We start from the raw sequence: 26977 nt of genomic DNA, 5'->3' as shown, positions 1-26977 counted from the left end.
GTCATGAGCATGGGTCTGGCGACGCCGGGGCGGGCGCAGCAGGTGGATGTCGGCGCGCCGCCGCCGCCCGCCGACGAGATCGACAAGCCCAAGCCCGATGCGACAAAGCAGGATGCGAGTGCCGGCCCGCGCGCCGATACCCAGCGTCGTGCCCGCAGCCATGCGCTCCATCCCCGCGATCCCTCGCCTTCGTCGCTGGCCGGCGACACGCAGAGTGCGCCGCCACCCGGGCTGATCGGGGACTGGCAGGAAATTCGCACCCGCATGGGGGAGCGCGGCATCGGGCTTTCGGCGCGCTATGCGTCGGAGACCGCCTATAACGTTGCCGGCGGAGATCGCAGTCTGGTTGCCGAGACCGGCCAGTTCGACTTCGGCGCGCTGCTCGATCTCGACAAGCTGGTCGGCTGGGGTGGCGCCGCCTTGCAGACGACGGTGACCTGGCGCCGCGGCATCGACCTGACGACCACCGCGGGCCTCGATACGCTGCAGCAGGTGCAGGAAGTCTATGGCCGCGGCCAGACCGTGCGGCTTACCCAGTTCTGGCTCCAGCAGAAGCTGGGCGACAAGGTGGAAGTGAAGCTGGGCCGCACCAATCCCGGCGAGGATTTTGCGGTCTTTTCCTGCCATTTCCAGAACCTCAGCTTCTGCGGCGCGCAGCCGGGCAATCTGGCGGGGGATTATTGGTACAACTGGCCGGTCAGCCAGTGGGGCGCGAACGTCCATGTCGACGTCGCGCCGGGCGTCTATCTGCAGGGCGGCGCCTATGAGGTGAACCCGCGCAACCTGGAAAACACCTTCTTTATCGGCCATTTCAAGGGCGCCACCGGCGTGCTGTTCCCCGCAGAGATCGGCTGGACGCGGGGCGGCGACAAGGGGCATGTCGGCTCGTACAAGCTGGGCGGCTGGATCTCGACCGCGGACGGCGACGATCTGGTGCTCGACGTGAACCGTCAGCCGCGCGCGGTGACGGGCCTGGCGCCGCTCCAGCATTCGAGCCGCTACGGCGTGTTCGCCAGCGTTCAGCAGCAGCTCACCGGCACCTCGAAGGACGGGCGCGCGCTCACCGGCTTCAGCATGTTCGCCAACGTCACCTTCGCCGATCGCGCGACGACGCTGACCGACAATCAGGTGTCGCTGGGGCTGTTCTACAAGGGGCTGGCGCCGAGCCTGCCGGGCGACGTGATCGGCTTGGCCGTGGCACGTACCAATGTGAACGGGCGCATGGAAACGGCGGACCGCCTCGCTGGCAAGCCGGCGCGCGACGCGGAATATGCGGCGGAAATCTACTACAGCGTCTCGCCGGCCGACTGGCTGGTGGTGCAGCCCAACTTCCAGTGGATCCACCAGCCCGGTGGGGTGAAGAACGCCAAGGACGTCGGCGTGCTCGGGCTGAAGTTCGCAGTGACGCTGTGACCGGAGACTAAGCCCCTCCCCTTCAGGGGAGGGGCTCAGATGAACTATGCCGCCAGCATTTCCTCGAGCTGCTCGAACTGCTCGGCGATCCCGCCTTCCATGCCGACGAACGCCTCGTCCAGCGACTCCTTGGACGCGTGGCGATCGTGATAGGTCACGAGCGTCTTGCCGTCGGCTTCCTCGAAGGTGACGGTGGTGACGGCGCCTTCCGTTTCCTCCTCGTTGGTCCAGACGATCTTCGCGTCGGGCACCACGTCCAGATAACGCCCGAAAAAGGCGTGGACCGGCCCTTCGTCCGCGCCGAATTCGAGGCGGTAGGTGCCGCCGGTGCGGACATCCATCTCGCAGGTGCGGAGCGTAATCGGCGCCGACTTGGGCACCCACCAGCGGCGGAACAGATCCGGGTTGCTCCAGGCCTGGAAGACCAGGCGGGCAGGGGCGTCGAAGGTCCGCTGGACGACCAGGTCCACGTCCGAGGTGCGTTCTACCTTGGTCCGCGACGTCGCGGCATCATGCGTGCTCAGGCCCATCCGACTGCTCCTTGCGTTTGAGGTCTTCCACGATGGCGTCCAGCGCGTCGAACCGCGCTTCCCAAAGCTGCTGCAGGCCCGCGATCCAGGCGGCCTCCGCCACCAGGCCGGGCCCCCGCAGCCGGCAGGTGCGCACCCGCCCCAGCTTTTCGGTGGTGACCAGGCCCGCCTGTTCGAGCACGCCGATATGCTTCTTCATGCCGGTGAGGGTCATGTCGAATGCATCGGCCAGCGCAGAAACCGAACTTTCCTTGTGCCCGAGCCGCTCGAGGATGCCACGGCGGGTGGCGTCCGAAAGGGCCATGAACGAGGCGTCGAGGTCCGCGCTGTTATACTGAACCATTTGGTTCAGTGTTAGGTGAAGTCGGAGGCGAAGGCAATGCCTTTCTCAGCCCCTCCCCTTCAGGGGAGGGGGTGGGGTTGGCGGTGTCTCACCGAGACCAACCAAAGTTCTGGAATCCTTCCACCTCCAACCCCTCCTCCGAGGAGGAGGGGCTGAAGAAGAAGGTTCACCCCAGCGTCCGCCGCAGCGCGTCGTGCCAGCCGGTGAGGAGGGTGGTGCGGTGGCCCGCCTCCATCGCGGGTTCGAAACATGCCTGGCGCGACCAGATCGCCGAGAGTTCGTCGAGCCCGGACCATAGCCCCACCGCCAGTCCGGCATGGAAGGCGGCCCCGCGCGCGGTGGTTTCCAGATCGTCGGGCCGCTCGACCGCGACGTCGAGGATGTCGGCGAGGAACCGGCACAGCCAGTCGTTTGCCGCCATGCCGCCATCGACGCGCAGCATCGCCGGCCGGGTGCCGCCATCCTGCACCATCGCCTGGACCAGATCATAGGTCTGGTAGGCCACCGCCTCCAGCGCCGCGCGGGCGAGATGGGCCTGGGTCGCACTCAGCGTCAGCCCGAAGATCGCACCGCGCGCCTCGGGATCCCAGTGCGGCGCGCCGAGGCCGACGAACGCCGGCACCATATAGACGCCGTGGCTGTCCGATACCCGCGTCGCCATGTCGTTGGTCTGGCGGGCATGGGTGATCACGCCGATGCCGTCGCGCAGCCACTTGATCGCCGCACCGGCGACGAAGATCGAACCTTCCAGCGCATAGGCGGTGCGACCGTTCAGGCGATAGGCGGGGGTGGTGAGCATCCGATGCTCGGAGGTCACCGCTTTGTCGCCGGTGTTGAGCAGCAGGAAGCAGCCGGTGCCATAGGTCGACTTGGCGGTGCCCGGCGCGAAGCAGCACTGGCCGAACAGCGCTGCCTGCTGGTCGCCCGCCATGCCCGCGATCGGGATTGGCGCGCCAAACCACTCCGGATCGGCCAGCCCATAGACATGGGCGTTGTCGTGGACCTCCGGCAGCAGCGCCATGGGAATGCCGAACAGCCGGCACAGCTCGGCGTCCCATTCGCCCTTGTGAATGTTCCACAGGCTGGTGCGCGCGGCATTGGTCACGTCGGTCGCGTGCACCGCGCCCTTGGTGAGCCGCCAGAGCAGGAAGCTGTCGATCGTGCCGAAGGCGAGTTCGCCGCGTTCCGCCCGTGCCCGCGCGCCGGGGACATGGTCGAGAATCCAGCCGATCTTGGTCGCCGAGAAATAGGGGTCGACCAGCAGGCCGGTGCGCGCCCGCACCTCGGCCTCGACGCCCTCGGCCTTGAGCTCGGCGCAGCGATCGGCAGTGCGGCGGTCCTGCCACACGATGGCGCGGTGGATCGTCTCGCCGGTGGCGCGGTCCCAGACGAGCGTCGTCTCGCGCTGATTGGTGATGCCGATCGCCGCGATGCCGCCGGCGCCCACGCCGCTAGTCTGCAGCGCCTCGCGGGCGGTGGCGAGCGCGTCGCGCCAGATCGTCTCGGGATCATGCTCCACCCAGCCCTGGCCCGGATAATGCTGCTCGAACTCGGTCTGGGCAGTGGCAACACGGCGGCCGGCCGAATCGAAGATCACGCTGCGCGTCGAGGTCGTCCCCTGGTCGATCGCGAGAATGTGAGTCCGGTCCACGCGCAAATCCCCTCCACTGTTCGTTTGACGCTCCTAGATTTTCGCTCGAACGTCAACGCTTTCGTTTTCATGTTCGCTTTGCTATAAACGAAAAATAACGAACATGAGGCAAAGCATGACGGCCGCGCATTCCGACGAGCGTTTCGATCTGCTGGTGGTGGGCGGCGGCATCAACGGCGCCGGTATCGCTCGCGACGCGGCGGGGCGGGGGCTCTCCGTGCTGCTGGTCGAGAAGGAGGACCTCGCCAGCCACACTTCCTCGGCCTCGACCAAGCTGATCCATGGCGGGCTGCGCTATCTGGAATATGGCGAGTTCCGCCTGGTACGCGAGGCGCTGATCGAGCGCGAGCGGCTCTGGGGCATGGCGCCGCACATCATCTGGCCGCTGCGCTTCGTGCTGCCGCAGACCCAGTCGCCGCGCCCGGCCTGGATGGTGCGGCTGGGGCTGTTCCTCTACGACCATCTCGGGGGCCGCAAGAAGCTGCCGGGCACCGACACGATCGATCTCCAGCGCACCCCGTTCGGGCGCGGGCTGAAAACGCCCAAGGGCAAGGCGTTCGTCTATTCCGACTGCTGGGTGGAAGACAGCCGGCTGGTGGTGCTGAACGCAATGGACGCAGCCGAGCGCGGCGCTGCGATCCGCACCCGCACCGCGCTGGTCGGTGCACGGCGCGACGGCGCCGAGTGGGTGGCGACGATTGCGGACGCGGCCGGGCAGCGCACGGTGCGTGCGCGGGCGCTGGTCAACGCCGCCGGGCCCTGGGTGGCCGACGTGCTCGGCCGCACGCCGGACGTGGTGGCCGATCGCGGGCTGCGGCTGGTGAAGGGCAGTCACCTCGTCGTACCCAAGCTGTACGAGGGCGATCACGCCTTCATGCTGCAGAACCCGGACCGCCGCATCGTCTTCACCGTGCCATATGAGGGCGACTTCACGCTGATCGGCACCACGGACCAGGTGTGGGAAGGTGCGCCGGGCAAGGCGCAGATCAGCGCCGAGGAAACGCGCTATCTGCTCGATACGGCCGCGCGCTATTTCGCCAATCCGCCGGGCGAGGCGGACGTCGTGTGGAGCTATGCCGGCATCCGCCCGCTTTACGACGACAAGGCCGGCAACGCGTCGGCCGTCACGCGCGACTATGTGCTCGACCTCGATGGCGATGAAGAGCGGGCGCCGATGCTCAGCATTTTCGGCGGCAAGATCACCACCTATCGCAAGCTCGCCGAGCACGCAATGGCCGAACTGGCGCGCTTCTTCCCCAAGGCGGGCGTCGCCTGGACGGCGGGCGTGGTGCTGCCCGGCGGTGATCTGCCCGACGCCAGTTTCGAGGACTTCGTGGCAGCGTTGCAGCGGACGCGGCCGGGCCTGCCGGCGGACCTGCTCCGCCGCCTCGCCCGTGCTTATGGTTCGCGGGTGGACGACCTGCTCGGCGCAGCGACCAGCGTGTCCGATCTGGGTACCGATCTCGGCGGCGGGCTGACGACGCGGGAAGTGGACTATCTGCGCGACCAGGAATGGGCGGCGACGGCCGAGGACATTCTCTACCGGCGCAGCAAGCTGGGCCTGCATGTGCCGCCAGGCACCGAGGCGCGGCTGGAGGCCTATCTTGCCGGCGCGGCGCAGCCCCTCGCGAAATCGGCCTGATGGCCGAGGAACTGCCCGACCTGGTCGCGATGCGGCACCAGCGCATTCTCGAGCTGGCGCGGCATACCGGCAGCGTGACGGTGGAGGCGCTGGCAACGGCACTCGAGGTAACGCCGCAGACGATTCGGCGGGACCTCAACCAGTTGGCGAGCCAGGCAATGCTGTCCCGCGTGCATGGCGGCGCGGTGATCACCTCCGGCGTCGACAATATCGATCGCGAGGCGCGGCGGCAGGTGGCGGCGGGTGCCAAGGCCCGGATCGGCGTCGCCGCGGCGGCGCTGGTGCCGAACGGGGCCAGCCTGTTCATCAATATTGGTACGACCACCGAGGCCATTGCCCGCGCGCTGGTCCAGCATCGCAACCTGCTGGTGGTGACGAACAATCTCAATGTGGCGGACATCCTTGGCGGGGTGCCGACGATCGAGGTGGTGGTCGCCGGCGGCCGGGTGCGGGCGAGCGACCGCGCGGTGGTGGGCGCACTGGCGATGGATTTCCTGCGCGGCTTCAAGCTCGATTATGCGCTGATCGGCGCCTCCGCGATCGACGCCGAGGGCACGCTGCTCGACTTCGACATGGACGAGGTGCGCGTGTCGCAGACCATCCTCGAGCAGGCACGCACCGTGATCCTGGCGACCGACCAGACCAAGTTCGGCCGTCCCGCACCCGTGCGGATCGCCGAGATCGGTATCGTTGATCATTTGGTCACCGATCGTCTTCTACATGCCGAGATCGCAGCGGCGTGTGCAGCCGCACGGGTAGAGGTCCACGAAACCGACGCTTGATTGGTAAGGCCAAATGGTTCAAGATGGCCTGACAAATAAATCAGGCGACCCGTAGAGGTCGTTCAGGGAGGGCAGTGGAAGGTCTATGCGGCGCATTGCCCATCTTCGCTGGTGGATCGTCGGGCTGATCTGCGCCGGCACCATTGCCAATTATCTCGCGCGCAATTCGCTGGGCGTACTCGCACCGCAGCTCAAGACCGTGCTGCACATGTCCACCGAGCAGTACAGCTATGTCGTCGGCGGCTTCCAGCTCGCCTATACGGTGATGCAGCCGATCGCCGGCATGATCGTCGATCGTATCGGCCTGCGCGCCGGCTTCGCGCTGTTCGGTGCGGCCTGGTCCGTCGCCAACATGCTGCACGCGCTGGTCGCCGGCTGGATCGGCCTGGTCTTCTTCCGCAGCCTGCTCGGCGTGTTCGAATCCGCCGCCATCCCCTCCGGCATCAAGGCGATCGCCGAGTGGTTTCCGTCGCGCGAACGCTCGGTGGCGGTGGGCTGGTTCAATGCCGGCACGTCGCTGGGATCGCTGCTGGCGGTGCCGGTGGTCGCGTTCGTCACGCTGTGGGCGGACTGGCGGATGGCATTCGTGGTGACCGGCGCCGTCGGCCTGCTCTGGTCGGTCGGCTGGTGGGTCTTCTACCGGCAGCCGGCGGCGCACCCCGCGATCACGCCCAAGGAACTCGCGTTGATCGCCGAGGGCCGGCCCAAGCCGGTCGGTCGCCGTGCCTCGGCGCGGGAAATCCTGGGGACGGGGCGCTTCTGGATCATCGCGGTGCCGCGCTTTCTCGCCGAGCCCGCCTGGCAGACCTTCAGCTTCTGGATCCCGCTCTATCTCGCCAGCGAGCGCGGCATGGACCTGAAGCAGATCGCGCTGTTTGCCTGGCTGCCCTTCCTCGCCGCCGATCTGGGCGGCGTGCTGGGGGGATATCTCTCGCCCTTCCTCGTCCGGCGCTTTCGGTTGAAGCTAATCCCCTCGCGCGTCACCGGCGTCGCGCTGGGCGCGGTGCTGATGATCGCGCCGGGGTGCATCGGTCTCGCCGCCAGCCCCTATACGGCGATCGCCCTCTTCTGCATCGGCGGCTTCGCCCACCAGATGATCTCGGTGCTGATCAACACGCTGTCGGCCGACGTGTTCACAGCGGAGGAAGTGGGCGCGGCCAACGGCTTTATCGGCCAGGCCGGCTGGACCGGCGGCCTCCTGTTCTCGCTGCTGATCGGGCAGCTGGCGGACCGGATCGGCTATGCGCCGCTGTTCGGCATGCTGTCCGTTTTCGACATTCTCGGCGCGGTCGTGCTGATCGCCGGCCTGCGCCATCTTCGCCTTCCGGAGTCCGCGAAATGAGACGCGCCACGCTTTCCAATCCCCCGCGCTTCGCGCTCGCCGGTGAAGGGCAGGGGCGGATCACGCTGGAATCGGATACCGGCGCCGTCGCGCACCTGTTCGTGCTGGAGGACGATATCGTCCGCCTGCTGCTGCTGGCGAACGGCACCGTCACCAGCCCGCCGAGTTGGGCGATCGCGCCGGGGCAGAGCGATATCGACGAGCCGGGACGGGATCGGCTGGACGTGTCCGGCTTTACCTGTCCCGCCTACCGCCTTACCCGAGATGCCGAGCAGCTGGTGCTGGAGACCGCCCGCATCCGGCTAACCGCGCGGCTGCACGGCCTGCACTGCCGCTGGGAGCAGCGCGACGGCGACGCCTGGGTGCCGATGGCCGAGGACCGTCCGACCCACGCCTATGATTTCGGCTGGTGGGACGGCAAGGCACATCACTATGTCGCGCGCCGGCCGGGCGAGCGCTTCTACGGCCTGGGGGATCGCACCGGCGATGCCAACCGCGCCGGCCGCAGCTTCCGCCTGACCAATCTCGATCCGATGGGTTATGACGCGGAGACGAGCGACCCGCAGTACAAGTCCATCCCCTATGTGCTGGTCGCGGACGAGGCACGGCGCTGCCACGGCGCCTTCTACGACACGGTCGCCGACGTCGCCTTCGATTTCGGCCGCGAGCTGGACAATTATCACGGGCCCTACCGCCACATGGTCGCCGAGCACGGCGATGTCGACCTGTGGATGATCGCCGGCCCCGATCCCCTGGCGGTGACCAGGCGCTTCACTTGGCTGACCGGACGCCCGGCGCTGATGCCGCGCTGGTCGCTCGGCTATTCGGGTTCGACCATGACCTATACCGACGCGCCCGACGCGGCGGTGCAGATGGCCGGCTTCCTGGAAAAGCTCGCCGAGCATGACATCGGCTGCACCTCGTTCCACCTGTCCTCGGGCTATACCTCGATCGGCGACAAGCGCTACGTGTTCCACTGGAACCAGACCAAGTTTCCCGACCCCAAGGCATTCGTCTCCAGCTATGCGCAGGCGGGCGTCGAACTGGTGCCGAACATCAAGCCCGCGCTGCTGCGCAGCCATCCGCGCTATGACGAGGTCGCCGCGGCCGGCTATTTCGTCGCCGACGCGGAAGGCCAGCCGGTCGAGGCGCAGTTCTGGGACGAGGTCGGCAGCTATATCGACTTCACCAACCCGGACGCCGCCGCGTGGTGGCGCGACCAGGTGAAATCCGCGCTGCTCGACCAGGGGATCCGCTCGACCTGGAACGACAATAACGAATATGAGGTGTGGGACGCCCGCGCCCGCTTCGCCGGCTTCGGTACCGGCATTCCGGCGGCAGTGATGCGGCCCGTGCAACCGCTCTTGATGATGCGCGCCTCGCGCCGCGCCCAGATCGAGGCGCGGCCGGACGAGCGTCCCTATGTGGTGACGCGCGCCGGGATGGCGGGCCTGCACCGCTACGCGCAGACCTGGACCGGCGACAACCGCACCGAATGGAAGACGCTGCGCTACAACGCCCGCATGGCGCTGGGGCTCGCACTGTCTGGCGTGTCGAACAGCGGACATGATGTGGGCGGCTTTGCCGGTCCCGCGCCCGATGCCGAGCTGCTGGTGCGCTGGGTGCAGGCCGGCGTGCTGATGCCCCGCTTCAGCATCCACAGCTGGAACGACGATAGGACGGTCAACGAGCCCTGGATGTACCCGGAGGCGCTGCCCGCCATCCAGGCGCTGATGAAGCTGCGCCAGCGACTGGTACCGTTCTTCTACGATCTGCTGCTGCGCTACCATGGCGAGTATGCGCCGATGGTGCTCCCGACCTGGGCGGTGTTCCCGCAGGATCGCCGCTGCTGGGAGGAAAGCGACGAGCACCTGCTCGGGCCCGACCTGCTCGCGGCGCCGGTTGTGGAACAGGGCGTGGTGGAGCGCGAAGTCTATCTGCCTGCGGGTGCGGACTGGACGCATGTCTGGACGGGCGAGACCTTTGCCGGCGGGGCTATGATCACGGTCGGCGCGCCGCTCGATGGACCGCCGCCGCTGTTCGCCCGCACCGGATCGGCCATGCTCGTGGATCTGGCGGAGGGCGGCTGGCGGCCTGCATCGATACGGCGCGGCTTGTGGCTCTTCCCGCCCAAGGCGGGGGGCTTCGGCTGTGAGGCGATCGATGATGCGGGGGACGGTGCCGGCGGGGTCACACGCTGGCGGGTGGAAGGAACGTCGGACGGGGGGGTGGTCACGGTGCGCATCACCCGAACCGGCGCAGTGCCCGTGGAACCCGGCCTCACGGTTTTGTTGCCCCCAGGTAACGATCATGTCTTGAAGGTCGAAGGGCTTCCAACACGGACCGTTGCCTTCGAGCAACAGAATGGTGTTTTTGTCGAGTAAGCCAACGCCTCTCCGTGTTTCCACTATATTTCTCGGAGTTTTGATTAACTTATTATCCAAGCGTCTAAATTAGAGAGTGGGTCGAACCCGCGGGAAAGGGGAGTATTAATGAGAGGTTACTACGTGTCTGTCGCGCATGGCGCGCTGATCGCAGCGTGCATGGCCGGTACTGCGAATGCGCAGACCACCGAAAGCCCTGCCACGACGACGGCCGTCGCCGGTGCCGCCGCGGCCCAGTCCGCCGCCAAGACGGCGCAGGACGATGTCGAAATCATCGTCACCACCACCGCGCAGAAGCGCTTCGAGAACATCCAGAACGTGCCGCTCGCGGTGCAGGTGGTGACGCCCGCGCAGCTCGAAGCGCAGGGCGTCCGCCACTTCCAGGATCTCGGCAAGGTCGCCCCTTCGCTGACCGTCCGTCCGGCCGAACATCCGGTCAACTCCAACGTGTCGCTGCGCGGCGTAGGTACCTTCGCCTTCGGCATCGGCGTGGAATCCTCGGTCGCGGTGACGGTCGACGGCGTGCCGCTCGCCTTCCAGGCGCGTGCCTTCACCGATCTGCCCGACGTGGCGATGATCGAAGTGCTGCGCGGGCCGCAGAGCACGCTGTACGGCAAGGCCGCTTCCGCCGGCCTTATCAAGATCATGACCACCCAGCCGACCAACGACTTCCACGTCAAGGCGAACGCGCTGGTCACCGACGACAATGAATATGGCGCCAATTTCAGCGTCACCGGTCCGATCAACGAGACGCTCGGCTATGTGCTCTCGGCGAGCTATTCGAACTGGGACGGCAACGTAAAGAACCTGTTCAACGGCAAGCAGGTGAACGGTCGCGAGACCTTCAACAGCCGCGGCAAGATCAAGTGGAAGGCGTCGCCGGACGTCACCTTCACGCTCTCGGCCAACTATCTGAATGGCAACACCACGGTGGGCCGCCCGTTCATCCGCATGGCATCCACGGCGCTGCTGCGGAACGTCGCCGGCCAGACGAGCAACGTCACGCTGCCGGGCGTCGCCATCAGCGAGACCAACCAGACCGTCAGCAACAACTATGATTCCCGCACCAAATATTGGGGGTGGGGGACGATGCTGCGCACCGACATCAATATCGGCAAGCTCAACGTGCTCGGCCTGACCTCGTACGACAAGTTCCGCCTCGACGACTATCTCGACCATGACGATACCTCGGCGACGGTGCCGGCGGGCAGCAACATCCAGGTCGGTGCGTTCAAGTCGCGGCTGTTCACGCAGGAAATCCGCCTGCTGTCGCCGGGCGCCGATGCGTTCCGCTATGCGCTGGGCATCTATTACGCCAATGTCGGCTTCCAGCGGCCGTTCATGCGCGGGCCCGCCTTCTCGCTTGCCAACTGGTTCGCCACCTCCGGCTCGCGCCAGATCGCGGCCTTCGGCCAGATCGACTGGGAGTTCGTGAAGAACCTGACGGCCACCGTCGGCGGCCGCGCCCAGAACGAGCGGGTGAAGTACACCTTCCAGGATAACATCCCCGGCACCAACTATGCCGGTCATGCCAGCGACAACGCGACGACCTATCGCCTGGGCATGCAGTATCAGGCGACGCCGGACGTGATGGTGTTCGGCAGCTATGCCACCGGCTACAAGGGCCAGACCTACGATCTGACCACCGGCTTCAACCAGAACCGCGCCGCAGCCGGCCCGATCAGGCCGGAAACCTCGAAGGACAAGGAATTCGGCATCCGCACCCAGTTCTTCGGGCGCCGGATGACCTTCAACGTCACCTATTTCGACACCGACTATACCGACCTGCAGGCGCAGTCGATCGAGACGCTGGCCGACGGCACCACCAACTTCCGCCTCACCAATGTCGGCGGCCTCAATACCAAGGGCCTCGAGTTCGAAAGCGCGGTCCGCGTCACCCGTGACCTGACGATCAGCGGTGCCGCGACCTATCTCGATGCGACCTACACGTCCTTCCCGGTGGCGCAGTGCTTCCCCGCGCAGACCGTGGCACAAGGCTGCACCGGCTCGCCGGGCCGCCAGAACCTGACCGGCACGCGTGCGGTCCAGGCGCCGGAGTGGAAAAGCTCGGCCAGCATCGACTTTGCTCCGGCACTCACCGAGAAGCTGAACGGCGTGCTGCAGGGCAGCTGGCAGTATCAGTCGAGCGTCTACTATGTCGCGCGGGATGCCCAGACCTTCCAGAAGGCGTTCAGCATTTTCAACCTGAGCGCGGGCGTGCGCGACCACAAGCGTCGCTGGGAGGCGACCGCGTTCGTCAACAACCTGTTCGACAAGCAGTATTATCCGTCGCTGGTGAACTCGGCGGGCAATTTCGGCAACCAGATCGCCACCCAGGCGGTGCTGCCGCGCGACTTCCGTCGCTATGCGGGGATCCGCTTCGGCCTGAACTACTGATCCCGATCCAAACCAGTCATGCCGAAAGGGGGCGGGAGCGATGCTTCCGCCCCTTTTCTGTTGTCCGGAAAAGGTGCTGTGGCAGATCGGCAACACCCAGACGGTGGGCAATCGTTTTCATTGCGGAATGAACCAAGAAACACCGCAATTCTACGGGTTTGTCCTACAATTCATACAAACGAGACGACTGGCGGCCCATCGGGTTCATCGGCGCGGCATGGGGAGAGGAGAACGCAGTTCACCTTCCAAAGGGGCATGATTAATGAGGGGTTACCAGTTTTCGCTGCGCACGCTTGCGCTCGCCGCATCGTTTCTTGCCGGCGCGGCCCAGGCGACGACCGCGGAAGAGCGCAAGGACGGCGCGGCCGCACCGGCCCAGACCGCCAAGCCGGCGCAGGACGATGTCGAGATCATCGTCACCACCACCGCACAGAAGCGCTTCGAGAACATCCAGAACGTGCCGCTCGCGGTGCAGGTGGTGACGCCCGCGCAGCTCGAAGCGCAGGGCGTCCGCCACTTTCAGGATCTCGGCAAGGTCTCGCCCTCGCTGACCATCCGCAGCGCCGAGAACCCGGTCAATTCGAACGTCTCGCTGCGCGGCGTCGGCACCTTCGCCTTCGGCATCGGCGTCGAATCCTCGGTGGCGGTGACGGTCGACGGTGTGCCGCTCGCCTTCCAGGCGCGCGCCTTCACCGACCTGCCCGACGTCGCCCAGATCGAAGTGCTGCGCGGCCCGCAGAGCACGCTGTACGGCAAGGCGGCCTCGGCCGGCCTCATCAAGATCATGACCACCCAGCCGACCAACGACTTCCACGTCAAGGCGAACCTGCTCGCCACAGACGACAAGGAATATGGCGGCAATTTCAGCGTCACCGGGCCGATCAACGAGACGCTCGGCTATGTCTTTTCGGCCAGCTATTCGAATTGGGGTGGCAATGTCCGCAACGTGATCGATGGCCGCGACGTCAACGGTCGCGAGACGCTCAGCACTCGCGCCAAGCTGAAGTGGAAGGCGACGCCGGACGTCGTCTTCACGCTTTCGGGCAACTACATGAACGGCAACACCACGGTGGGCCGCCCGTTCATCCGCATGACGCCGGGCGCAGTGCTCCGCCGCCAGCCGGGGCTCACCGCCGACGTTATCCTGCCCGGCATCACCATCGACCCGCTGAACCAGAAGGTGGCCAACAACGATCGCGCCGGCACCAAATACTGGGGCTGGGGCACGATGCTCCGCACCGACATCAACATCGGCAAGATGAACGTGCTGGGCCTCACCTCCTACGACAAGTTCCGCATGGACGATTATATCGACCATGACGACACGGCGGCGGCGGGCAGCTATGGCCACAACGTCCAGGTCGGCGCGTTCAAGTCGCGGCTGTTCACCCAGGAAATCCGCCTGCTCTCGCCGGGCACCGACGCGTTCCGCTATGCGCTGGGCGTCTATTACGCCAATGTCGGCTTCCAGCGCCCGTTCATGCGCGGCCCGGCCTTCTCGCTCGCCAACTGGTACGCGACCTCGGGTTCGCGCCAGATCGCGGGCTTCGGCCAGATCGACTGGGAGTTCGTCAAGAACCTGACCGCCACCGTCGGCGGGCGCGCGCAGAATGAGCGGGTGAAGTACACCTTCCTCGACAAGAATCTGGCGGTGCCTGCGAACTTTGCCGGCCATGCCAGCGACAACGCGACCACCTATCGCCTGGGCCTGCAATATCAGGCGACGCGCGACGTGATGCTCTTCGGCAGCTACGCGACCGGCTACAAGGGCCAGACCTATGATCTGACCACCGGCTTCAACGCCAACCGCGCTGCCGCCGGCCCGATCCGTCCGGAGCGTTCGAAGGACAAGGAATTCGGCGTCCGCACCCAGTTCTTCGGCCGCCGCATGACCTTCAACGTCACCTATTTCGACACCAACTATACCGACCTGCAGGCACAGTCGATCGAGACGCTGGCGGATGGCACCAGCAACTACCGCCTGACGAACGTGGGTGGCCTCAACACCAAGGGTCTGGAATTCGAAACTGCGGCGCGCATCACCCGCGACCTTTCGGTCAACGGCAGCGCGACCTATCTGGATGCGACCTACACCTCGTTCCCGGTAGCGCAATGCTACCCGCTGCAGACCGCGGCGCAGGGCTGCGTCGCGGGGTCGCCCTCGTACCAGAACCTCACCGGTACCCGGGCGATCCAGTCCCCGGAATGGAAGGGCAGCGCCGCCTTCGAATATGCCCCCGCGCTGACCGAGAAGCTGAACGGCGTGCTGCAGGGCAGCTGGCAGTATACGTCCAGCCTCAACTATGTCGCCCGCGATCCGGAGACGTTCCAGGGCGCGTTCAGCATCTTTAACCTGAGCGCCGGCGTGCGCGACCATGGCCGCCGCTGGGAAGCGACGCTGTTCGTCAACAACTTGTTCGACAAGCAGTATTTCCAGTCGCTGGTGAACAGCTCGGGCAACTTCAACGTCAGCAGCGCGGCCGGTTCGGCCAATGCGATCGCCACCCAGGGCGTGCTGCCGCGCGATTTCCGCCGCTATGCGGGTATCCGTTTCGGCATGAATTACTGATACAGCCCGGGGCGGGGCGGACGCACGACATCCGCCCCGCCACCGGGAGGGATATGCATGATCGGTAGAAACTGGATCGCTGCCGCAGCCTGTGCAGCCGCGATCTTTTCGTTTGGAGAAACCCGCGCGCAGCAGGCGCCGGCAATCCCGAGCGTGGACGCGCCGGAACTGGCGGCGCTGGGCAGCTATGGCATCGGCGTCGCCGATCTGGACTTTGTCGACAAGGGCCGCGCCGATCCGCTGCACGGCGCGGCCGCACCGGCGGTCGGCGACCGGCACATCCCCATAAAGCTATGGTATCCGACTGCCGCCAAGGGAGCGGGCACGCGCTACCGGACGGGGCTGCCGGGCGAGAAGGGGCCGGACGTACCATTCGAGGTGCCGGGGCTCGCTACGCCCGGCGCGGCGGTTGCGAAGGGGCACTTCCCGCTGGTGATCCTGGCGCACGGCTACAGCAACACGCCCGAGGTGCTGTCCTGGCTGGGCGAGAATCTGGCGAGCAAGGGCTATGTCGTGGTGGCGCCCGCGTTCCGCGACCCGCCGATCACCATCCGGACCCCCGCCGCCCGCGCCGGCCCGCTGGCGAGCCGGCCGCTCGACATCGCGTTCGTTGCCGCCGAAGCGCAGCGGCGGGCGCGAAGCGGACAGGGGGTGTTCGCCGTCGCCGACGCCGGCCGGACGGCATTGGTCGGCTATTCGATGGGCGGCTATGGCGTACTGACGGCGGCGGGCGCTCCGCTCGATCCCGGCTTGGCGGGCGCAACGCGCGGGGTGCTCGCGCCCTATGTTGCAGGGGGACTAAGGGCGGACACGCTCAAGGTTGCTGACGTGAAAGCGGTGGTGGCGATCTCGCCCGCGAGCAATCTCTACGGCACGCCGCTCTGGGCCGCCCCCGGCGTCGCGGCGATCCGCGCGCCGACGCTGTTCATCGTCGGCAGCCAGGACCATGTCGTCGGCTACGAGGCCGGCGTGCGGCCGCTGTTCGAGCAGGAAGTGCATGCGCCCCGCTATCTGCTCACCTTCCGCGAGGCGGCGCACAGCATCGCATTGATCGGCGCGCCGCCGGCGATGCGCGAAAGCTTCTGGGACCTCGACTGGTTCGAGGACGCGGTGTGGCGCAAGGACCGGCTGATGGCGGTGCAGGCGCACTTCATCACCGCCTTCCTCGACCGCAACGTCAAGGGCGAGGCGGCCAAGGCGGCCTATCTGGACGGCCTCGTGCCCAATTCCAACGATGGCAAATGGCCGGGCGCACCCGGCGGCCGCTATGCCGGCTTCAGCCCGGGTGCGCCCGCCTCGACGATCTGGAAGGGCTTCCAGCCGAGCCGGGTGTCGGGGATGAACTTCGAGTTCAAGCCCGCCCAGCCTTGAGCAAGACGTGTCCGCTGGCGTCGGCGGTTATCCTCTAGCAACCACTGTCATCCCCGCGAAGGCGGGGATGACGCGTGTTGGGTGGATGGTGCGAAATTTCTATCCGGAGCCGTGCTGGTCCCAGCTCCGTCGTCCCTCAGCACTCGACGACGTTGACCGCCAGGCCGCCGAGGCTCGTCTCCTTGTATTTGGAGCGCATGTCCTCGCCCGTCTGGCGCATCGTCTCGATCACCGCATCGAGCGACACCTTGTGGGTGCCGTCGCCGTGGAGCGCGAGCATCGCGGCGTTGATCGCCTTCACCGCGCCCATCGTGTTGCGCTCGATGCAGGGGATCTGCACCAGCCCGCCGATCGGATCGCAGGTGAGGCCGAGATTATGCTCCATGCCGATCTCGGCGGCATTCTCGATCTGCGCGTTGCTGCCGCCCAGCGCCGCGGCGAGCCCTGCCGCCGCCATCGAGCAGGCGACGCCCACTTCGCCCTGACAACCCATTTCCGCTGCCGAGATCGATGCCTGGCGCTTGTAGAGGATGCCGATCGCGGCGGCGGTGAGCAGCAGGCGGCGGCTGCCCGCCTGGGTCGCATTGCCGACGAAGCATTCATAATAGCGCAGCACGGCCGGGATCACGCCCGCCGCGCCATTGGTGGGGGCGGTGACGACGCGGCCGCCGGCGGCATTCTCCTCGTTCACCGCCAGCGCCCACAGGCTCACCCATTCGAGCACCGAGGCGGGCTCGACGCGGGGACCGCGCGCCATCAGCTTCTGGTGGAGTTTCCGCGCGCGGCGGGGGACTTCCAGCCCGCCGGGCAGGATGCCGTCCTGCGCCATGCCGCGATCCATGCAGGCGTTCATCGCGGCGTGGATGCCGTCTACAAACGCCAGCGTCGCGGCATCGTCGCGCCAGCCGCGCTCGTTGGCAAGCATCAGCCCGGCGATGTCGAGCCCGAGCTCGTCACAGCGCTCCAGCATCTCACGGGCGCTGGCGAAGGGATGGTTGGTGCCGGCGGAGAGGCCTGCGGCCGCTTCCTCGCCCTCGCGCCGGATCGCGCCGCCGCCGACCGAGTAATAGGTCCGTTCGAGCACCGCGCCGTCGACCAAGGTCGCGCGCAGCTTCATGCCGTTGGGATGGCCGGGCAGGAACTGGCGCTTGCGGAACTTGATGTCTGCTTCGGGATCGAACCCCACCGAGGCGGTGCCGTTCAGCAGGAGGCGACGCTCGGCAGCGATCTGCGCCAGCATCGGCTCCACCGCATCGGGATCGACACCCTCGGGCCGCTCGCCCGCGAGCCCCAGCACGACAGCGCGATCGGTCGCGTGGCCCCTGCCGGTCAGCGCCAGCGAGCCGAACAGCTCGCAGCACAGCCTGGTGACGGCGCGGCCGTCCGCCACCACCCAGGCGGCGAAGTCGCGCGCGGCGCGCATCGGCCCTACGGTATGCGAGCTCGACGGCCCGATGCCGATCGTGAACACGTCGGTTATGCTGATCGGCCCTGTCTTCGGCCCGACGCCTTTGGTCGCCACGGAACCCGTCTCCTGAAACTTGCGGGCCCCTTCTGTCCGTTTGCCTGAGATCGCTATCCCGTCGGCGGGTGCTCGGGGCACCACTCTCCAGAATGTGGTTGTCGGAAGGTCCTTTTGCCTGAGAGTTTCCGGGGCGGTTGCTCCTTCGGCGATCCGGTTTCCCGGATTCTCTCCCTTTCCGACATCTTGTGTTTCGCCGTGGCGGCGATCGCTGTCAAACGCTCATTCGTGCGAGTGTCGGCAGCAGCTCGGCATAGGAATCGATCACCGCCTCGGCGCCGAGCGTCGCCACCGGAACCGCCGAGAAGCCGAAGCTGCACGCGATCACCGGCACGCCTGCCGCCTGCGCCGCCTGCACGTCGTAGATCGAATCGCCGACGAACGCCGCCGGGCCGCCGCAGCGCGCCAGCATCTCCAGAATCGGCGCGGGGGAAGGCTTGGCGGTGCCGGGGCCGAGCGTGTCGCCGCCGATCACGGTGGCGAAGCGGGCGAGCAGCCCGGTGGCCTCCAGGAGCGGCAGGGTCAGCGCTTCGGGCTTGTTGGTCACCACCGCGAGCGTGGCCCCGCGTGCCGCCAGCGCATCCAGGGCATCCAGCATGCCTGGATAGGGCCGGCTGTGGTCGGCGACATGGGCGGCATAGGCGTCGACGAAGCGCGGGTGGAGCGCATCCACCACCTCGGGATCGCCGCCGCCGGTTGCGTCCACCGCCTGGGCCAGCAGCGCCCGCGCGCCCCGGCCAACCATCGGCAGCACCCGATCGATCGGCAGGGCAGGTCGACCGTCCGCCACCAGCACCCGGTTGAGCGCGGCGGCGATGTCGCCGCTGGTGTCGAGCAGCGTGCCGTCGAGATCGAAGCCGATGGTGGCGAAGGGAAAACCGGTCATGCGCGGCCCATGGCACCGGCCTACTGGAAATGGCAACCGATGCGTGGCAGTGCCGGCCTCCCAATCAGCGGAGACTGCCCACGTGACTGCACCCATCGCCGCGATCATCCTCGCTGCCGGCAAGGGCACGCGGATGAAATCCGATACTCACAAGGTGCTCCACCCGATCGCCGGGCGGCCCATGCTGCTCCACCTGATCGACAGCGTGAAGGCGCTGGGCGCCGCGCGCGAAGTGGTGGTCGTGGGCGCGGGCCGCGAGCAGGTCGAGGCCGCCGTCACCCCGCTGGGGGCCGAGACCGCGCACCAGGCCGAGCAACTCGGCACCGGCCATGCGGTGCTGCAGGCGAAGGATGCCCTGGCGGGCTTCGATGGCGATGTACTGATCCTCTATGGCGATGTGCCGCTGGTCACCAGCGCGACGATGCGACGGATGGTCGAACGACTGCATGGCGAAGATGCGCCTGCGGTGGTGGTGCTCGGTTTCCGCCCGGTCGAACCGGGCGCCTATGGCCGGCTGATCGTCCAGGGCGGCGATCGCCTCTCGAAGATCGTCGAATACAAGGACGCGAGTGCCGAGGAGCGTGCCGTCACGCTGTGCAATTCGGGCCTGATGGCGGTGCGCGGCGTGGATCTGTTCGCACTGCTCGAACGCGTGACCGCCGACAATGCCGCTGGCGAATATTATCTCACCGACATCGTCGAGCTGGCCAATGGCGACGGCCGGGTGGCGGCAGTGATCGAGACCGACGCCACCGAAGTCACCGGCGTCAACAGCCGGGGCGAACTGGCCGCGCTGGAGGCCGAATGGCAGAAGGCCCGCCGCACCCGCGCGATGGTCGAGGGCGCCACGCTGATCGCACCGGAGACGGTGTGGTTCGCCTATGACACGCACCTCGGCCGCGACGTGACGATCGAGCCGAACGTCGTGTTCGGCCCCGGCGTCACCGTGGCGGACGGCGTGGTGCTCCGCGCGTTCAGCCATATCGAAGGTGCGACGATCGCCAGCGGTGCCACCGTCGGCCCGTTCGCTCGCTTGCGCCCCGGCGCGGTGCTGGAGGCGGACGCCCATGTCGGCAATTTCGTCGAGCTGAAGAATGCCGTGCTCGGCAAGGGCGCCAAGGCTAACCACCTCACCTATCTGGGCGATGCCCGTGTGGGTGCCGGCGCCAACATCGGCGCGGGCACGATCACGTGCAATTACAACGGCTACCTCAAGCAGAAGACGGTGATCGGCGAAGGCGCCTTCATCGGATCCAACAGCGCGCTGGTGGCGCCGGTGGCGATCGGCGATGGCGCGATCATCGGCGCCGGATCGGTGATCACGCGTGATGTGGAAGCCGATGCGCTGGCCGTTACGCGGCCGGAAACGTTGACGAAGCCGGGTTGGGCGACGACCTTCCGTGCGGCCATGAAGGCACGCAAGGAGCGCGGTAAATGAAGAAGCTACTCGGTATCGTTGGCGCTGGACTGCTGGTTGCCGGCTTGCCCGCGCTCGCCCAGACCGCGATGGGACCGGCGGAGACCATCGTCGCCGTTGCCAAATCGGGCGACGTGAGCGGCGTGTTTTCCTTCGTGGTGGCCTCGGCCGGCGGCGGCGGCTTCAACGTCTATCTCAATTCCGCGGCCGACTATAAGGACCCCGGCAACCTGACCATCGAGCTGCATTCGGCCGCGATCAACGCGCTGAAGGAGAAACTGGGCGGCTATCCGCAGGACGTCCTCACCGGCAAGCGCGTGCGGGTGAAGGGCACGGCGCGGCGCGTGCCGGTAGGATCGCATTTCCAGACCCGCATCGCCGTCGATTCGATCGATCAGATCGAGATCCTTGGCTGAACTTCGCGCCGGTCGCTGCACCGGCACCCCTTTTCGGCACGAAAGGCCGCCCATGACCGACCGCTATACCGACAAACCGTTCCTCAAGCTGCTCGACGCCTATGTACTCGACGCGATCGGCCATCTCGACGATAAGAGCGATGCACAGCTCACCGCAGCAGAACCGGCGCTGCGCGAGGCGTTCGGTGGCGACAGCGACTGGCGCAGCATCGTCGTCGAGCGGATGCAGTTTCCCGAGGGCATTGCCGGCGCGATCCGCGAGGTCTGGGAAAAGGGCGCCGTTCGCTTTCGTGAGGAGCAGGGGCACGAACCCGATCCGGCCGAGTTCACCCGGATCTTCAACGACACCAACTTCCCGCATTGAATCCAGCGCCTCGCGCTACTCACCGGATGCCCGGGAGGGGCGGGACTTGAAGCGCCCCTCGTGCATTCAGCACCCTGTCAGCATCCCCCCGCTAGCGGCGGCCGCCGGCCCGCGCTAGGGGCGGGGGCAGGAGGACGGATGCCATGTGCGGAATCGTTGGAATCGTTGGCAAGGAAGACGTCGCAGAGCGTCTGTTCGAAGGCCTCAAGCGCCTGGAATATCGCGGCTATGACTCGGCCGGTATCGCGACCGACGTAGACGGCAGGATCGAGCGCCGCCGCGCCTCGGGCAAGCTGGTCAACCTAGGCAAGGAACTCGCCGCCCACCCGTTGCCCGGCACCACCGGCATCGCCCATACCCGCTGGGCGACCCATGGCGGCCCGACCACCAACAACGCGCACCCGCACGCCACCGGCGAAGTGGCCCTCGTCCACAACGGCATCATCGAGAATTTCAAGGCGCTGCGCGAGGAACTGACCGCCCGCGGCCGGACCTTCACCAGCGAGACCGACACCGAGGTCGTGGCACACCTGGTGAGCGAGAAGGTCGAGGCCGGCATGGCCCCGGCCGAGGCGGTGCGCGAGGTACTGCCGCGCCTCCACGGCGCCTTCGCGCTCGCCATCCTGTTCCGCCAGCACCCCGACCTGCTGGTCGGCGCGCGGCTCGGCTCGCCGCTGGTCGTCGGCTATGGCGACGGCGAGACCTATCTCGGCTCGGACGCACTGGCGCTGGCGCCGCTGACCCAGCGAATCGCCTATCTGGAAGAGGGCGACTGGGTCGTCATCACGCGGGAAGGTGCGGAGATCTTCGACCGCGACAACAACCCCGTCGAACGGCCGATCACCATTTCCGGCGTCACCGGCGAGCTGATCTCCAAGGGCAATCATCGGCACTATATGCTCAAGGAGATCTACGAGCAGCCGATCGTCGTCGCGCAGACGCTGCGTTCCTACCTTCAGCGCATGGAGGAGACGATCACGCTGCCGATCCCGGACTTCGATCTCTCGGCGATCAAGCGCGTCACCATCGTTGCCTGCGGCACCAGCTTCTATGCCGGCATGGTGGCGAAATACTGGTTCGAGCAGTTCGCGCGCGTGCCGGTCGACATCGATGTCGCCTCCGAATTCCGCTACCGCGCGCCGGTGATGGAAGAGGGCGGGCTGATGATCGTGATCAGCCAGTCGGGCGAGACGGCGGACACGCTCGCTGCCCTGCGTCACGCGCGCAGCGAGGGGCAGACGATCGCCGCAGTGGTCAACGTGCCGACCAGTTCGATGGCGCGCGAGGCGGACCTGTTGCTTCCCACCCATGCCGGTCCGGAAATCGGCGTCGCCTCGACCAAGGCGTTCAGCTGCCAGCTGGCGGTGCTGGCGGCGCTGGCAGCCAATCTCGCCAAGGCCAAGGGCAAGCTCGACGAGGCGGAAGAGCGCCGCATCGTGCGGCATCTGGCGGAGGCCCCGGCCTCGCTCAACGCCGCACTTGCCTATGACGAATCGATCCAGGCGATGGCGGGGGTAATCGCGGCGGCGCGCGACGTGCTCTATCTGGGGCGCGGCACGGACTATCCGCTGGCGCTGGAAGGCGCGCTGAAGCTCAAGGAAATCAGCTATATCCATGCCGAGGGCTATGCCGCCGGCGAGATGAAGCACGGGCCGATCGCGCTGATCGACGACGCCGTGCCGGTGATCGTGATCGCGCCCTCGGGCCCGCTGTTCGACAAGACCGTCAGCAACATGCAGGAAGTCCAGGCGCGCGGCGGCAAGGTGGTGCTGATCTCGGATTATGACGGCATTCAGGCGGCCGGCGACGGCTGCATCGCCACGATCACCATGCCCAAGGTCCACCCGCTGATCGCGCCGCTCGTCTATGCCGTGCCGGTGCAGCTGCTGGCGTACCATGTCGCGGTGGCCAAGGGCACCGATGTCGACCAGCCGCGCAACCTGGCGAAATCGGTGACGGTGGAGTGACCCCCAGATCCTCCTCCGGAGGGGGAGGGGGACCGCCGCCGAAGGCGGTGGTGGAGGGGCATCGCCACTTGCAGGGGGGGGCGACCCATTAGCGTGGACACCCCTCCGTCAGGCCTTCGGCCTGCCACCTCCCTTGGCGGGAGGGCATCGCATTTGGCCAAAATACGTCGTCATCCCCGCGAAGGCGGGGATCCATTGGCGCTGATGCCGAGATTCTTTCCCCCGGCGCTCAGGGCAATGGATTTCCGCCTTCGCGGGAATGACGATCGCTTCTCGAAATCCGCCGGTCCCTGGCTTCATATGCGATCCCCCTGCCTTGCAGGGTAGGCTTGCCGCCACTGGCCCAGCGTCTGAAAATATGGCAGTCTCGCTGCGGTTCACGCCGGACCGCGTCGTTTACCCCTTTAAGTTCCGTGCGTTAGAAAAAGTCGAATTTCCGCCCGCTTGCCGCCCGGTTCCGGCGGTCTATATCGCTCGCACCTGCAGCAAAGAACGATGATGACCGCACCCACCTCCGAACGGCCCAAGGGCCCCAGCCTGCTCGCATCGATCCACGATGTCGGGCCCCGTTCCGAGGGCGCGGTCGACCAGCTTTCCGAGCTGTTCCTGAAGCATATCGGCAGTCCTCGCTATGCAATGCTGGTGGTCCCGGATCACTGGGGATCGGCGCCGCTCGTCCCCGGCAGCCCGTTTGCCACGCGGCTGCGCGCCTGGGCCGACTCGGGCATCGAGATGTTCCTGCACGGCTGGTTCCACAAGGATGTGTCCGAGCATGCCTCGGCCGGCGCGCGATTCAAGGCCAAGCACATGACCGCGGGCGAGGGCGAGTTCCTCGGCCTCGATTATGCCACCGCGCGGGACCGGATGACCCGCGGTCGGGCGCTGGTGGAGGATATCATCGGCCGCCCGGTCACCGGCTTCATCGCGCCCGCCTGGCTCTATGGCGACGGCGCCCGCGAGGCGCTGCGCGACCTCGATTTCGCGCTGGCCGAAGATCATTTCCGCGTCTGGGCGCCGCAGCAGCAGGACCGCGTGCTGGCCAAGGGCCCGGTGATCACCTGGGCCAGCCGCAGCAAGAGCCGGATCGCCTCGTCGCTGGCGGTGGCGGCGATCGCCCGCGCGCTGCTGCCGCGCCGCCCGGCGATGCGGCTCGGCGTGCATCCGGGGGATGTCACCGTACCGGCGCTGCTGACGAGCATCGACAAGACGCTTGGTGCGCTGACCAAGGGCGGCCGCTTCGGCCAATATCGTGAACTGCTGGAGACGCATTGATGCGCATCCTCGACGTCTGCGCCTTCTACAGCCCCTATGGCGGCGGCGTGAAAACCTATGTCCGTCGCAAGATGGAACTCGGCGCCAAGCTGGGGCACGAGATCATCATCCTTGCCCCCGGCGAGCGCGAGGAGATCCTCGAGGAGCGCGATGGCGCGATCCTGGCGACGATCCCGGCGCCGCTGCTGCCGCTCGACCGCCGCTACCGCTATTTCGACGACGAGCCCGCGCTGCACGCGGCGCTGGATCGCTGGAAACCGGATTTCGTCGAGGCCTCGTCGCCGTGGCGCAGCGCCTCGATGGTCGCGCGCTGGCAGGGGTCGGCACCGCGCGCGCTGGTGATGCATGCCGATCCGCTGGCCGCCTATGCCTATCGCTGGTTCGGCACGATCGCCAATCGCGAGACGATCGACAAGGGCTTCGCCTCGTTCTGGCAGCACCTGCGTCGCCTCGACGAAGGCTTCGACCAGGTGGTGACGGCGGGGCGCGATCTTGCCCGTCGGCTGACCGAAGGCGGTCTCACCAAGGTGGTGACGATCCCGATGGGCGTGGAGCCCGGCTATTTCGATCCGAGCCTGCGCGACGAAAACCTGCGCGCCGAGCTGCTGGCCAGCTGCGGCCTGGGCCCCGAGGCGACGCTGCTGATCGGCGTCGGCCGGCTGGCGGCGGAGAAGCGCTGGCCAATGGTGATCGAGGCTGCGGAAGCGGCGGCGGGGCGGCACCCCATGGGGCTGATCCTGATCGGCACCGGCACCGCGCGTTCCAAGGTGATCACCGCGATCGGCCGCAACCCGCACGCGCAGCTGTTCGAGCCGACCAGCAACCGCGAGCAACTCGCGCGCGTGCTGGCGAGTTCGGACGCGCTGGTCCATGGCTGCGAGGCGGAGACCTTCTGCATGGTCGCGGCCGAGGCGCGCGCCAGCGGCCTGCCGCTGATCGTGCCCGATGAGGGCGGCGCCGCGGACCAGTTCGTCGAAGGACAGGGCATGCTCTATCGCGCGGCGGATCCCGTGAGCCTGCGCGACGCGCTGACTCAGTTCGTCGAGACCACGCCGCTGTTCCACCGCATGCGCGCGACCGCCGATGCGCCGTCCACCCGCACGATGGACCAGCATTTCGAAGAGCTGTTCGCGAGCTACCGGGCGATGGCCTATTCGCGCGCGGCGTGAGGCACAGCGGAAAGACGAAGCGCGAACAGGGATGCTGCGGGACCGGGTTTCGCTAGGGTAGGTCGAACCCTGTACCGCGTCTGGCGGCGTGGGATGTTTGTCCCATCGCCGGGGGTGTCGGGTCAGCGCGCAGCTGCCGTCGCGATCTCCAGTCGCTTCAGGAAGCGCGGCAGCGGGCAGCGATGCTCCGCACCTTCGTCACAGCCCGCGAGCCGCAGCGGGATCCAGGCGGCGCTGGCCCGCGCGGTGCGGATATCGGCGGCGCTCTGGCTGCGATACCAGAGTCGCACGGCCTTGGTGCCGTCGGGCGCACGAATCAGCGCGATGGCGATGCCGCCGCCGGGCGACGGGTCGTTCTCGGCAAAGCCCGGCGCCTGCACCGCTACGCCCAGCACGGCGGCCAGTGCTGCGACATTGGTGTCGTGGCCGACGAGCAGGTCGAACGCGGGGGCATGGTCGTCGATCAGGTCGTGCGTGATGCGGTCGACCGTGGGCGCCATCTGGAACGCGGCCATGTAAGGCGGGCGGCTGAACACGTCGAACAGCGCGCCATGGACCGCCCCCAGCTGCGCCAGTGTCGCCGGCGAAACGCGCCCCCAGCCGACCTGCGCCATCGGCAGTCCCTCCAGATATTGCAGCATCAGCACTTGCGCGGTGCCGGAAGCAGCACGGATCGGCCCCGCAAGGTCGATGCCATGGCCGTCGGCGCTCGCGGCTACGGCAGAAGGGGCGGCCGGGCTGCACGGCGTTGCAGGACAGGCGAGCACGCGCTCGAGCATCGCCAGACCCGCACGGTGGCGTTCGGTCAGTGCCCCGGCGCCGCCGGTGTAACGCTGGATGGACTCCACCGCCTTGCCGGCATCGAAGCGTGGCGGGTGGAGGTTCAGCGGTTCGAACAAGGCGTCGGTTGTGCCTACCGGCTTGTGGCCGACCGCAAGGGCGCAGCCCGGCGCGAAGCCTTGGGCATAATAGGTCCCGCTGGCAATCGTGCGCGGCGAGCTGTTGGTCCAGATGCGCAGGGACTCGGGCGCCGGGCAACCCTGTATGGGCAGCACGCCGGCGGTGGCCAGCCAGCGGCGATCGGCCTGCGCCAGCGCGCGGAGGGCCGCGGCGCCGTGCGGCGTTACCTGCTCGGCAGGCGCGGTCCAGCGCGGCCAGGGATGGCGGGTGCGCGTGCCGGCGGGGACCTCGCCGTCCAGCGGCGAGCGGACGCCGTGGCGCATCAGAAGGATCACGCGCTCGGTGGAGGGTTGCGGACGAGCAAGGCCCGGCGTGGCGGTGCAGAGCAGGCCGGCCAGTGCCGGCAGCATCCAGAAGGGGGAAAGCGACATCGTCATCGCCTAGGCTTCGGATGTGAACGCCTTATGACGCCAAAGAGATACCAATCCGCTGCGGCGGCGGGAGCAGGTGCCGGTCAACAAAAAGCCGGTCCGCCGAGGGAGGGGAAGCGGACCGGCCCATGCGCAAGTGCTCTTCTACGCTCAAAGTGAGTCGGCGCCCACGGGGGGATCGGAGTGTGGAACGCCGACTCACTCCAAAA

20 protein-coding genes and 1 riboswitch are annotated in these 26977 nt (G+C 67.3%); of the genes, 14 read left to right on the top strand and 6 right to left on the bottom strand.

The window, feature by feature from the left end; all coding sequences use genetic code 11:
• Positions 1 to 3 precede the first annotated feature (3 nt).
• Positions 4 to 1413 (top strand): carbohydrate porin, encoded by a 1410-nt coding sequence (locus tag QZ814_RS11585; RefSeq protein ID WP_294332252.1) that lies wholly within the window; start codon positions 4 to 6, stop codon positions 1411 to 1413.
• 44 nt (positions 1414 to 1457) lie between these two features.
• On the opposite strand, the gene QZ814_RS11580 is transcribed toward QZ814_RS11585, so the two are convergent.
• The 3 genes from QZ814_RS11580 to glpK form a co-directional block, all read right to left on the bottom strand.
• Positions 1458 to 1943, bottom strand: a complete 486-nt coding sequence (locus tag QZ814_RS11580; protein ID WP_294332249.1) for an SRPBCC family protein — start codon at positions 1941 to 1943, stop codon at positions 1458 to 1460.
• The gene (locus tag QZ814_RS11575) at positions 1924 to 2286 is read right to left on the bottom strand and encodes a metalloregulator ArsR/SmtB family transcription factor (protein ID WP_294332246.1); all 363 of its coding nucleotides are present in this window, start codon (positions 2284 to 2286) and stop codon (positions 1924 to 1926) included. The genes QZ814_RS11580 and QZ814_RS11575 overlap by 20 nt, the downstream gene beginning before the upstream one ends.
• Positions 2287 to 2452: 166 nt before the next feature.
• Positions 2453 to 3937, bottom strand: coding sequence for a glycerol kinase GlpK (glpK, locus tag QZ814_RS11570; protein ID WP_294332243.1), 1485 nt, complete (start codon positions 3935 to 3937; stop codon positions 2453 to 2455).
• Between the two features lie 115 nt (positions 3938 to 4052).
• On the opposite strand from glpK, the gene QZ814_RS11565 reads away from it, so the two are divergent.
• The 7 genes from QZ814_RS11565 to QZ814_RS11535 all read left to right on the top strand — a co-directional run bounded on the left by QZ814_RS11565 (position 4053) and on the right by QZ814_RS11535 (position 16424).
• On the top strand, positions 4053 to 5579 hold the full coding sequence (locus QZ814_RS11565) for a glycerol-3-phosphate dehydrogenase (protein ID WP_294332241.1): 1527 nt from the start codon (positions 4053 to 4055) through the stop codon (positions 5577 to 5579).
• Entirely contained in the window at positions 5579 to 6361 is a 783-nt protein-coding gene (locus tag QZ814_RS11560) for a DeoR/GlpR family DNA-binding transcription regulator (RefSeq protein WP_294332238.1), read from the top strand. Before QZ814_RS11565 ends, QZ814_RS11560 begins: the two co-directional genes overlap by 1 nt.
• 85 nt (positions 6362 to 6446) lie before the next feature.
• On the top strand, positions 6447 to 7703 hold the full coding sequence (locus tag QZ814_RS11555) for an MFS transporter (protein ID WP_294332235.1): 1257 nt from the start codon (positions 6447 to 6449) through the stop codon (positions 7701 to 7703).
• Positions 7700 to 10087: a glycoside hydrolase family 31 protein gene (locus tag QZ814_RS11550; protein WP_294332233.1), complete on the top strand. Its 2388-nt coding sequence runs from the start codon at positions 7700 to 7702 to the stop codon at positions 10085 to 10087. Before QZ814_RS11555 ends, QZ814_RS11550 begins: the two co-directional genes overlap by 4 nt.
• Before the next feature lie 159 nt (positions 10088 to 10246).
• Positions 10247 to 12484 (top strand): TonB-dependent receptor, encoded by a 2238-nt coding sequence (locus QZ814_RS11545; RefSeq protein WP_294332231.1) that lies wholly within the window; start codon positions 10247 to 10249, stop codon positions 12482 to 12484.
• Positions 12485 to 12746: 262 nt separating this feature from the next.
• Positions 12747 to 15053: a TonB-dependent receptor gene (locus QZ814_RS11540; protein WP_294332229.1), complete on the top strand. Its 2307-nt coding sequence runs from the start codon at positions 12747 to 12749 to the stop codon at positions 15051 to 15053.
• Positions 15054 to 15110: 57 nt separating this feature from the next.
• Positions 15111 to 16424: a dienelactone hydrolase gene (locus QZ814_RS11535; RefSeq protein ID WP_294332226.1), complete on the top strand. Its 1314-nt coding sequence runs from the start codon at positions 15111 to 15113 to the stop codon at positions 16422 to 16424.
• A 136-nt stretch (positions 16425 to 16560) separates the two neighbouring features.
• Here the strand turns inward: QZ814_RS11535 and QZ814_RS11530 are convergent, their stop codons facing one another.
• Together QZ814_RS11530 and QZ814_RS11525 are read right to left on the bottom strand one after the other, a co-directional pair.
• Positions 16561 to 17946: an L-serine ammonia-lyase gene (locus QZ814_RS11530; protein ID WP_294332223.1), complete on the bottom strand. Its 1386-nt coding sequence runs from the start codon at positions 17944 to 17946 to the stop codon at positions 16561 to 16563.
• Between the two features lie 96 nt (positions 17947 to 18042).
• Positions 18043 to 18133, bottom strand: a riboswitch (glycine riboswitch).
• A 27-nt stretch (positions 18134 to 18160) separates the two neighbouring features.
• Positions 18161 to 18832, bottom strand: coding sequence for an HAD-IA family hydrolase (locus QZ814_RS11525; protein WP_294332220.1), 672 nt, complete (start codon positions 18830 to 18832; stop codon positions 18161 to 18163).
• A gap of 82 nt (positions 18833 to 18914) precedes the next feature.
• Between QZ814_RS11525 and glmU the strand changes: the two genes are divergently transcribed.
• The 6 genes from glmU (at position 18915) to QZ814_RS11495 (ending at position 25437) form a co-directional block, all read left to right on the top strand.
• Complete coding sequence (glmU, locus tag QZ814_RS11520; protein WP_294332218.1) at positions 18915 to 20270, top strand: bifunctional UDP-N-acetylglucosamine diphosphorylase/glucosamine-1-phosphate N-acetyltransferase GlmU; 1356 nt, start codon at positions 18915 to 18917, stop codon at positions 20268 to 20270.
• Positions 20267 to 20665, top strand: coding sequence for a hypothetical protein (locus tag QZ814_RS11515; RefSeq protein WP_294332215.1), 399 nt, complete (start codon positions 20267 to 20269; stop codon positions 20663 to 20665). The genes glmU and QZ814_RS11515 overlap by 4 nt, the downstream gene beginning before the upstream one ends.
• Before the next feature lie 52 nt (positions 20666 to 20717).
• Positions 20718 to 21029, top strand: a complete 312-nt coding sequence (locus QZ814_RS11510; RefSeq protein ID WP_294332213.1) for a hypothetical protein — start codon at positions 20718 to 20720, stop codon at positions 21027 to 21029.
• 143 nt (positions 21030 to 21172) lie between these two features.
• A complete protein-coding gene (gene glmS / locus QZ814_RS11505; protein WP_294332210.1) occupies positions 21173 to 22996 on the top strand; it encodes a glutamine--fructose-6-phosphate transaminase (isomerizing) in 1824 nt (607 codons plus the stop codon).
• A gap of 498 nt (positions 22997 to 23494) precedes the next feature.
• A complete protein-coding gene (locus QZ814_RS11500; protein WP_294332208.1) occupies positions 23495 to 24268 on the top strand; it encodes a polysaccharide deacetylase family protein in 774 nt (257 codons plus the stop codon).
• A complete protein-coding gene (locus tag QZ814_RS11495; RefSeq protein WP_294332205.1) occupies positions 24268 to 25437 on the top strand; it encodes a glycosyltransferase in 1170 nt (389 codons plus the stop codon). Before QZ814_RS11500 ends, QZ814_RS11495 begins: the two co-directional genes overlap by 1 nt.
• Before the next feature lie 122 nt (positions 25438 to 25559).
• Here QZ814_RS11495 and QZ814_RS11490 read toward each other — a convergent pair whose 3' ends face one another.
• Positions 25560 to 26768, bottom strand: coding sequence for a histidine-type phosphatase (locus QZ814_RS11490; RefSeq protein ID WP_294332203.1), 1209 nt, complete (start codon positions 26766 to 26768; stop codon positions 25560 to 25562).
• Positions 26769 to 26977: the final 209 nt, after the last annotated feature.

Source organism: uncultured Sphingomonas sp., assembly GCF_913777625.1.
In the GTDB taxonomy this organism is placed as follows: domain Bacteria; phylum Pseudomonadota; class Alphaproteobacteria; order Sphingomonadales; family Sphingomonadaceae; genus Sphingomonas.
Note: the sequence above shows the minus strand (reverse complement) of the source record. Positions and strands in the feature narration are given on the sequence as shown.

Excerpts from the sequence above, each read along its gene's own strand:
- QZ814_RS11535 (WP_294332226.1), top strand. The coding sequence starts at position 15,111 with ATGATCGGTAGAAACTGGATCGCTGCCGCAGCCTGTGCAGCCGCGATC.
- QZ814_RS11580 (WP_294332249.1), bottom strand. The coding sequence starts at position 1,943 with ATGGGCCTGAGCACGCATGATGCCGCGACGTCGCGGACCAAGGTAGAA.
- QZ814_RS11500 (WP_294332208.1), top strand. The coding sequence starts at position 23,495 with ATGACCGCACCCACCTCCGAACGGCCCAAGGGCCCCAGCCTGCTCGCA.
- QZ814_RS11565 (WP_294332241.1), top strand. The coding sequence starts at position 4,053 with ATGACGGCCGCGCATTCCGACGAGCGTTTCGATCTGCTGGTGGTGGGC.
- QZ814_RS11540 (WP_294332229.1), top strand. The coding sequence starts at position 12,747 with ATGAGGGGTTACCAGTTTTCGCTGCGCACGCTTGCGCTCGCCGCATCG.
- QZ814_RS11545 (WP_294332231.1), top strand. The coding sequence starts at position 10,247 with ATGGCCGGTACTGCGAATGCGCAGACCACCGAAAGCCCTGCCACGACG.
- QZ814_RS11495 (WP_294332205.1), top strand. The coding sequence starts at position 24,268 with ATGCGCATCCTCGACGTCTGCGCCTTCTACAGCCCCTATGGCGGCGGC.
- QZ814_RS11515 (WP_294332215.1), top strand. The coding sequence starts at position 20,267 with ATGAAGAAGCTACTCGGTATCGTTGGCGCTGGACTGCTGGTTGCCGGC.
- QZ814_RS11555 (WP_294332235.1), top strand. The coding sequence starts at position 6,447 with ATGCGGCGCATTGCCCATCTTCGCTGGTGGATCGTCGGGCTGATCTGC.
- glmS (WP_294332210.1), top strand. The coding sequence starts at position 21,173 with ATGTGCGGAATCGTTGGAATCGTTGGCAAGGAAGACGTCGCAGAGCGT.
- QZ814_RS11525 (WP_294332220.1), bottom strand. The coding sequence starts at position 18,832 with ATGACCGGTTTTCCCTTCGCCACCATCGGCTTCGATCTCGACGGCACG.
- QZ814_RS11585 (WP_294332252.1), top strand. The coding sequence starts at position 4 with ATGAGCATGGGTCTGGCGACGCCGGGGCGGGCGCAGCAGGTGGATGTC.
- QZ814_RS11575 (WP_294332246.1), bottom strand. The coding sequence starts at position 2,286 with ATGGTTCAGTATAACAGCGCGGACCTCGACGCCTCGTTCATGGCCCTT.
- QZ814_RS11510 (WP_294332213.1), top strand. The coding sequence starts at position 20,718 with ATGACCGACCGCTATACCGACAAACCGTTCCTCAAGCTGCTCGACGCC.
- QZ814_RS11550 (WP_294332233.1), top strand. The coding sequence starts at position 7,700 with ATGAGACGCGCCACGCTTTCCAATCCCCCGCGCTTCGCGCTCGCCGGT.
- QZ814_RS11490 (WP_294332203.1), bottom strand. The coding sequence starts at position 26,768 with ATGTCGCTTTCCCCCTTCTGGATGCTGCCGGCACTGGCCGGCCTGCTC.
- QZ814_RS11560 (WP_294332238.1), top strand. The coding sequence starts at position 5,579 with ATGGCCGAGGAACTGCCCGACCTGGTCGCGATGCGGCACCAGCGCATT.